This is a genomic window from Streptomyces sp. FH025 (assembly GCF_017427025.1).
Lineage (GTDB): Bacteria > Actinomycetota > Actinomycetes > Streptomycetales > Streptomycetaceae > Kitasatospora.
Genome location: NZ_JAFLNG010000389.1, coordinates 1 through 7433, shown reverse-complemented (window position 1 = coordinate 7433; position 7433 = coordinate 1). Strand labels below are relative to the sequence as shown.

General features: G+C 73.1%; 7 protein-coding genes. All 7 read right to left on the bottom strand.

The window, feature by feature from the left end; all coding sequences use genetic code 11:
• The coding region (locus tag J0670_RS24575) for a primosomal protein N' (RefSeq protein WP_207813832.1) at nt 1-2073 on the bottom strand (2073 nt) is incomplete at its 3' end.
• Nucleotides 2074-2169: 96 nt separating this feature from the next.
• Nucleotides 2170-3378 (bottom strand): methionine adenosyltransferase, encoded by a 1209-nt coding sequence (gene metK / locus J0670_RS24570; RefSeq protein ID WP_207813831.1) that lies wholly within the window; start codon nt 3376-3378, stop codon nt 2170-2172.
• 151 nt (nt 3379-3529) lie between these two features.
• Nucleotides 3530-4759 carry a bifunctional phosphopantothenoylcysteine decarboxylase/phosphopantothenate--cysteine ligase CoaBC gene (gene coaBC, locus J0670_RS24565; RefSeq protein WP_207813830.1) on the bottom strand — a complete coding sequence of 410 codons (1230 nt, stop codon included), beginning with the start codon at nt 4757-4759 and terminating at the stop codon, nt 3530-3532.
• A gap of 185 nt (nt 4760-4944) precedes the next feature.
• Nucleotides 4945-5211, bottom strand: coding sequence for a DNA-directed RNA polymerase subunit omega (gene rpoZ / locus J0670_RS24560; protein ID WP_030056185.1), 267 nt, complete (start codon nt 5209-5211; stop codon nt 4945-4947).
• Between the two features lie 37 nt (nt 5212-5248).
• Nucleotides 5249-5806, bottom strand: coding sequence for a guanylate kinase (gene gmk / locus J0670_RS24555; RefSeq protein ID WP_207813829.1), 558 nt, complete (start codon nt 5804-5806; stop codon nt 5249-5251).
• Between the two features lie 49 nt (nt 5807-5855).
• Nucleotides 5856-6182 carry an integration host factor, actinobacterial type gene (gene mihF, locus J0670_RS24550; RefSeq protein WP_207813828.1) on the bottom strand — a complete coding sequence of 109 codons (327 nt, stop codon included), beginning with the start codon at nt 6180-6182 and terminating at the stop codon, nt 5856-5858.
• 424 nt (nt 6183-6606) lie between these two features.
• A partial coding sequence (pyrF, locus tag J0670_RS24545) for an orotidine-5'-phosphate decarboxylase (protein ID WP_207813827.1) occupies nt 6607-7433 on the bottom strand: 827 nt, incomplete at its 5' end.

Genomic DNA, 7433 nt, shown 5'->3' with positions numbered 1-7433 from the left:
CGTCGGATCCACCCGCACCCGGACCGGCTCCGCCGTCCGCAGCGCGATCCGCGCGATCTGCGCCGCCTTGAGCGCCGCCGCCAGCGCGGCCCCCTGCCCTGGCGGCACCCGCAGCAGGGCGCGCTCCTGCTCCTCCCCCCGCAGGACGGGCACCGGCACCGGTCCGAGCACGTCCGCCCCCTCCGGCAGCCGGATCAGGTTCAGCAGGTCGGCGACCGCCGCCGGGCTCCCGCTCACCGAGGCCATCCGCGACACCGGCGGGAAGTGCAGCTGCGCCCGTTCGTCCCGCTCCAGCCCGGCATGCCCCAGCGGGTCCCACCGCACCAGCGCCTGCACCGGACGGGCCGACGGCTCGGCGACCACGACCACCGTGCCGCCCTCCGTCGAGGGCCGGACCAGCGCGGCGGCCGTCAGCCAGAGCCGCAGCGCCTCCTCCCCGGCCCGCAGGTCCGGCCGGCTGAGCAGCGCCCAGCCGTCCAGCAGCAGCGCGGCCCCGTACCCGGAGCCGCCCTCGACCACCGGCTCCGCGCCCGGGGTGGAGATCACCAGCGAGGGCTCGTCCGGCACCGTGTCCAGCACCGCGTCCCGCCCGGAGGTCCGCACCGGGATCCGCGGGAACGCCTTGCCCAGCTCCTCCGCCGTCCGCCGGGCCCCGACCACCTGGGCCCGCAGCCGGAACGAGCCGCACTCGGGGCAGTGCCAGTCGTTCTCCGCCTCCCCGCACCACCCGCAGTGCAGCGCGGCGTCCGCCGAGGGCGCCTCCAGCGGCCCCTCGCAGCGCCGGCACCGGGCCGGGGTGCGGCAGCGCCCGCAGGCCAGCCTGGGCACGTAGCCCCGCCGGGGCACCTGGATGAGCACCGGGTGCCCCGCCGCCAACGACTCCCGGGCGGCCTCCCAGGCCACCGAGGGCAGCCGGGCGGCCTGTGCGGCGGCGTCCCGGTGCTGGTCCTGGTCGGTGACGGTCCGCACCCTCGGCGCGACCTGCCGCACCGTCTCCCGGTCCGCGACCAGCGGCCGCGCCCAGCCGGTGCTGACCAGCTGCGCCCCCTCCACCGTCACCGCGTGCCCGCCGAGCAGCACCGCCGCGCCCTCCTCGGCGGCGCGCAGCAGGGCGACCTCGCGCACGTGCGGGTGCGGGGCGCGCGGGTCGCTGTGACTGCCGTCGCCGTCCGACCAGACCACGACCAGCCCGAGGTCGCGCACCGGCGCGAACATGGTGGCCCTGGTGCCGATCGCGGCGTGCACCGAGCCGCGGCTGACCGCCAGCCAGCGCCGGTAGCGCTCGCGCGGGCCGAGCTCGGCCTCCAGCGCCATGTGCATCCCCGGTCCGAGCAGTTCGGTGAGCGCCTGGTCCACCCGGGCCACCGACCGCCGGTCCGGCAGCACGACCAGGGCGCCGCGCCCGCCGGCGAGCGTGGCCGCCACCGCCCGGGCGATCTCGTACGGCCAGCCGGGCCCGGGCAGGGCCGTCCACACCGCGCGCGGCGAGCCTCCCCCCGCCAGCGAGGCGAGGAAGTCGGGCCCCGCCGGGTAGCGCTGCCAGCCGCCGGGCGCCGGGGGCAGGGGGCGCGGCAGCGGCGGCGGCGAGGGCTCGGCCTCGGCCTTGGCGTGCCGGGGCGGAACGGCCAGCTGCAGCACGTCGGCCAGCGTCCCGGCGTACCGGTCGGCGACGGTGCGGCACAGCCGCAGCAGCTGTGGGGAGAGCACCGGCTCGGGCGAGAGCACCTGGGCGAGCGGGGCGAGCGGGCCGGGGAAGTCGCTCTTCTCCAGCCGGGCGACGATGAACCCGTCGTGCAGTTCCCCGCCCTCGCGCTGGCCCTTCACCACCCGCGCCCCGAAGCGCACCCGCACCCGGGCGCCCGGCCGGGCCTCCTCCGCCATGGCGGCCGGCACCTCGTAGTCGAAGAACTTGTCGATGGTGAGCACGCCCTTGTCCACCACGACCCGGGCCACCGGCAGGTGCTCCGCCCGCTTGGCCCCGCGCCACGTCCGCGGCTTGGCGCGCTTGACCGTCTCCCGGATGAAGGCCAGCTGCTCCGGCTCGGCGGCCCCGTTCTCCCCTGTGCTGCTCATCGCTCCCAAGTAGTACCAGGTCACACCGACAATCCGGGCACGCAGCGGCGCCCGCCCCCGGTCCGGGGGCGGGCGCCGCGACGAGGAGCCGGGACGTCAGTCCTGCACGGCGGCCTTCAGCTGCTCGACCCGGTCGGCGCGCTCCCAGGTGAAGTCCGGCAGCTCACGGCCGAAGTGGCCGTACGCCGCGGTCTGCGAGTAGATCGGGCGCAGCAGGTCGAGGTCGCGGATGATCGCGGCCGGACGCAGGTCGAAGACCTCGGAGACGGCCTTCTGGATGGTCAGCACCGGCACGGTCTCGGTGCCGAAGGTCTCCACGAACAGGCCGACGGGCTCGGCCTTGCCGATCGCGTACGCGACCTGCACCTCGGCGCGGCGGGCGAGCCCGGCGGCGACGATGTTCTTGGCGACCCAGCGCATCGCGTACGCGGCCGAGCGGTCCACCTTGGACGGGTCCTTGCCCGAGAAGGCGCCGCCGCCGTGGCGGGCCATGCCGCCGTAGGTGTCGATGATGATCTTGCGGCCGGTGAGGCCGGCGTCGCCCATCGGGCCGCCGATCTCGAAGCGGCCGGTCGGGTTGACCAGCAGGCGGTAACCGTCGGTGACCAGCTTGATGCCCTGCTCGCCGAGCGCCTTCAGCTCCGGCTCGACCACGAACTCGCGGATGTCCGGGGTGAGCAGCGACTCCAGGTCGATGTCACTGGCGTGCTGGGTGGAGACGACCACGGTGTCGAGGCGGACGGCCTTGTCGCCGTCGTACTCGATGGTGACCTGGGTCTTGCCGTCGGGGCGCAGGTACGGGATGGTCCCGTTCTTGCGGACCTCGGTCAGACGGCGGGAGAGGCGGTGCGCCAGGGTGATCGGCAGCGGCATGAGCTCGGGCGTCTCGTCGGACGCGTAGCCGAACATCAGGCCCTGGTCGCCGGCGCCCTGCTTGTCGAGATCGTCCTCGTCGCCCTCGACCCGGGCCTCGTACGCGGTGTCGACGCCCTGCGCGATGTCGGGCGACTGGCTGCCGATGGACACCGAGACGCCGCAGGAGGCGCCGTCGAAGCCCTTCTTGGAGCTGTCGTAGCCGATCTCCAGGATCTTGTCCCGGACGAGCTGGGCGATCGGCGCGTACGCCTTGGTGGTCACCTCGCCGGCCACGTGCACCTGGCCGGTGGTGATGAGCGTCTCCACGGCGACCCGGGACGTCGGGTCCTCGCGCAGGAGAGCGTCAAGGATGGTGTCGCTGATCTGGTCAGCGATCTTGTCGGGGTGTCCCTCGGTCACGGACTCCGAGGTGAACAGGCGGCGAGACACAGCGCTCCCTGGGGTTGCAGCGGCTGCTGACTGAAGGCCCCCGGCGAACCGGGGGCGCTCCGGAAAGACTTGATTCCTGGAGTGTAACGGTCAGCTTCCGCCGAACGTCACCCGCTTCCGGAAATCAAGACCGCTTCGGACCAGGTCGGGATCAGTTCCCGACCATTTCCAGTCGCTCTACGACCAGGTCCCAGACAATGTCGGCCAGAGCCTCCTTCGGCCCCACCGGGACGGGCGTCTCGCTACCGTCCGAGCCCAGCACCACGGCCTCGTTGACGTCCGACCCGAAGGCCTTGCCGTTGCCCACCTCGTTGACGACCAGCAGGTCGCAGCCCTTGCGGGCGAGCTTGGCGCGGCCGTTGGCGAGCACGTCGTCGGTCTCCGCCGCGAATCCCACGACGAGTTGGCCCGAACGGGGGCGGCGCGCCGACAGCTCGGCCAGCACGTCCGGGTTGCGGACCAGCGCCACCGGCGCGGGCTCGACCCCCTCGACCTTCTTGATCTTGCCGGTGGCGTACTCGGCGGGACGGAAGTCCGCCACCGCCGCCGCCATCACCACGGCGTCCGCGTCCCCGGCCGCCTCGAGCGCCGCCTCGCGCAGCTCCAGCGCCGTCGAGACGTGCACCACATCCACCCCGGCCGGGTCGGGCAGCTCGGCGTTGGCCGAGACCAATGTCACGCGCGCCCCGCGGGCCGCGGCCGTCACGGCGAGCGCGTAGCCCTGCTTGCCGGAGGAGCGGTTGCCGAGGAAGCGCACCGGGTCCAGAGGCTCCCGGGTGCCGCCCGCCGAGACCACCACGTGCCGGCCGGCCAGGTCGGTCGGCACCGCCCCGCCCCGGCGCAGCACGGCCCGGCAGGCGTCGAAGACCGCCGAGGGCTCGGGCAGCCGCCCCTTGCCGGTGTCCTTGCCGGTCAGCCGGCCGACGGCGGGCTCCAGCACGATCACGCCCCGGCGGCGCAGCGTGGCGACGTTGTCCCGGGTGGCCGGGTGCTCCCACATCTCGGTGTGCATGGCGGGCGCCAGCACGACCGGACAGCGGGCGGTGAGCAGGGTGTTGGTCAGCAGGTCGTCGGCCAGCCCGTGGGCGGCCTTGGCGATCAGGTCCGCGGTGGCCGGGGCGACCACCACCAGGTCGGCCTGCTGCCCGATCCGGACGTGCGGCACCTCGTGCACGCGTTCCCAGGTCTCGGTGGCGGCCGGACGGCCGGACAGCGCGGCCCAGGTGGCCTCGCCGACGAAGTGCAGCGCCGCCGCGGTGGGCACCACGGTGACCTGGTGGCCGGACTCGGTGAACCGGCGCAGCAGCTCGCAGGCCTTGTAGGCGGCGATCCCGCCGCTGACGCCGAGGACGACGCGCGGAGCGTCCGCAGTCGAGCTCATGTACCGACCTTTCCTCCGGATCTCGAACCCGCCCACCCTACGGCTCCGCGACGATCACCCGCACCAGGGTGCCGCCCACAGCGCCGGACACGACGACGGACTCGACGACGGACGGAACGCCGAAGGGCCCGGCGGAAACGATTCCGCCGGGCCCTTCCGGAAAGCGCGGGTGGCGCGCAGCCGCCTCAGGCAGCCTCGACCGCCTCGGCGGTCAGCATGCCCGCGTTGATCTCGCGCAGCGCGATCGACAGCGGCTTCTCGTGCACGTGGGTGTCGACCAGCGGGCCGACGTACTCCAGCAGGCCCTCACCGAGCTGGGAGTAGTACGCGTTGATCTGGCGCGCGCGCTTGGCGGCGTAGATCACGAGGCTGTACTTCGAGTCGGTGGCCTCGAGCAGCTCATCGATCGGCGGGTTGATGATGCCCTCGGGCGCGGTCATGGAAGAGGACACGCGAAAACCTTCCGAAAGGGTGGGAAAGACTGACAGGTCAGGCTACACCGAGCAAGGCTAGCAGTTCGGCCGCTACCTGCTCGACGGAGGTGTTGACAAGGGTCCTGTCGAACTCGGGCTCGGCCGCGAGCTCGACCTTGGCCGCCTCCAGCCGCTTCTCGATGACGTCCTGGGGCTCGGTGCCCCGGCCGGTCAGTCGCCGGACCAGCTCGTCCCAGCTCGGCGGGGCCAGGAAGACCAGCTGGGCCTCCGGCATCGACTCGCGCACCTGGCGGGCACCCTGCAGGTCGATCTCCAGCAGGACGGGCTCGCCACGCTCCAGCTTCTCCAGCACCGCCGCACGCGGGGTGCCGTAGCGGTTGCCGGCGAACTCGGCCCACTCCAGCAACTCACCGTTGGCGATCAGCTTGTCGAACTCGTCGTTGTCGACGAAGTGGTACTGAACCCCGTTCTTCTCGCCCGGCCTCGGGCGGCGGGTCGTCGCCGACACCGACAGCCAGACCTCGGGGTACATCTTCCTCATATGAGCGACGACCGTGCTCTTGCCGACCCCCGAAGGGCCGGAGAGCACGGTCAGCCGCGGACGCTCACTCATGCACCGATTATCCCGGATCGCGGACGATCCCGGGACCACGGGGGCACGGTCAGGCGGTGCCACCGCCGAACTCCCGCTCCAGGGAAGCGATCTGGTTCGTGCCGAGACCCCGGACACGCCGGCTCTCGCTGATGCCGAGGCGCTCCATGATCTGCTTGGCGCGGACCTTGCCGACGCCCGGAAGGGACTCCAGCAGGGCCGAGACCTTCATCTTGCCGATGACGTCATTGTCGTTCTTGCCGGCCTTGATCACCTCGTGCAGGGAGGCGCCGGAGTGCTTGAGCCGGTTCTTGACCTCGGCGCGCTCCCGGCGAGCCTCGGCGGCCTTGGCGAGCGCGGCGGTGCGCTGTTCAGGGGTAAGGGGCGGAAGAGCCACGCCGTTCACCTCAGGGTGTGGAAGGAAGGGATTGAGCTATGACTGGTTCGGTACCGAGGACACCGTCCGCAAGGGGACCCCAAGGGGAACCACAGGGCCCTGACCTGCGGGAGCTACGGGTTTCGCGGCTCGCCGATGACCTATCGCCGGACACTACCCGCATTGCGGCGCCACGTCAGGAAAAGAACACGAAAAGTCCTGGTCAGCCAAGGCCGACCAGGACTTTCCGGGGCAAAATGACCGCGATTGCGAAACTTTGACGGGGTCGATGTGACGGCGCTCACGTCAACTCCGCTGCCGCCCCGCCGTCCTGCGGACACTGCGCACGGTGACCGCGTCGCTACCGGTCGGCTTCCGGTCGGAAGCCTTCCGCTTCCGGACCGCGCTCATCCGTGCCCGCGACCGCACTTGAGGCGTCCGCGAACTACTTGACGGCCTCCGCGAACTCGCCGACGAAGCGCTCCGCCGCCTCCCGCAGCGCCGGCACCGACGGCCCGTGCTTGAGCACGTCCCTGCTGACGCTGGGCACCACGTTCATCACCGAGGCGCCGAACACCCGCGGCAGGTCCGCCATGGTCGCGCCCTGGGCCCCGATCCCGGGGGCCAGCAGCGGGCCGTTGATGGCCAGTTCGACGCCCGCGTCGGCCAGCGTCGCGCCGACCACCGCGCCGAAGGAGCCCAGCGGCGCCGCGTCCGCGTTCTCCGCCGCCAGCTGGCGCAGCACCGCCGCCGCGACCGACTCGCCGTCCGCGCCGACCGCGCGCTGCACCTCGCCGCCTTCCGGGTTGGAGGTGAGCGCGAGCGCGAACACGCCGCAGCCCTGCTCCCGGGCCAGGTCCAGGGCCGGACGCAGCGAGCCGAAGCCCAGGTACGGGCTGACCGTCACGGCGTCCGAGAACAGCGGGCTGGCGGGCGACAGGAAGGCCTCCGCGTAGGCGGCCATGGTGGAGCCGATGTCGCCGCGCTTGGCGTCCATCAGGACCAGCGCGCCGGCCTCCCGGGCCTCCTCGACGGTCTTCTCCAGCACCGCGACGCCCTTGCTGCCGAAGCGCTCGAAGAAGGCGGCCTGCGGCTTGAGCACGGCCACCCGGTCGGCCAGCGCCTCGACCACGGTCCGGCTGAAGGTCTCCAGCCCGGCGAGGTCGTCGCCGAGCCCCCAGGCGGCGAGCAGGGAGGCGTGCGGGTCGATGCCGACGCAGAGCTGGCCGCGGGTGTCGAGGGCCTGGCGCAGCCGGGCGCCGAACGGGGCGA

Bases quoted from the DNA above. Each gene is read 5' to 3' on its own strand.
- gmk (WP_207813829.1), bottom strand. From the start codon at position 5,806: ATGAGTGAGCGTCCGCGGCTGACCGTGCTCTCCGGCCCTTCGGGGGTC.
- coaBC (WP_207813830.1), bottom strand. From the start codon at position 4,759: ATGAGCTCGACTGCGGACGCTCCGCGCGTCGTCCTCGGCGTCAGCGGC.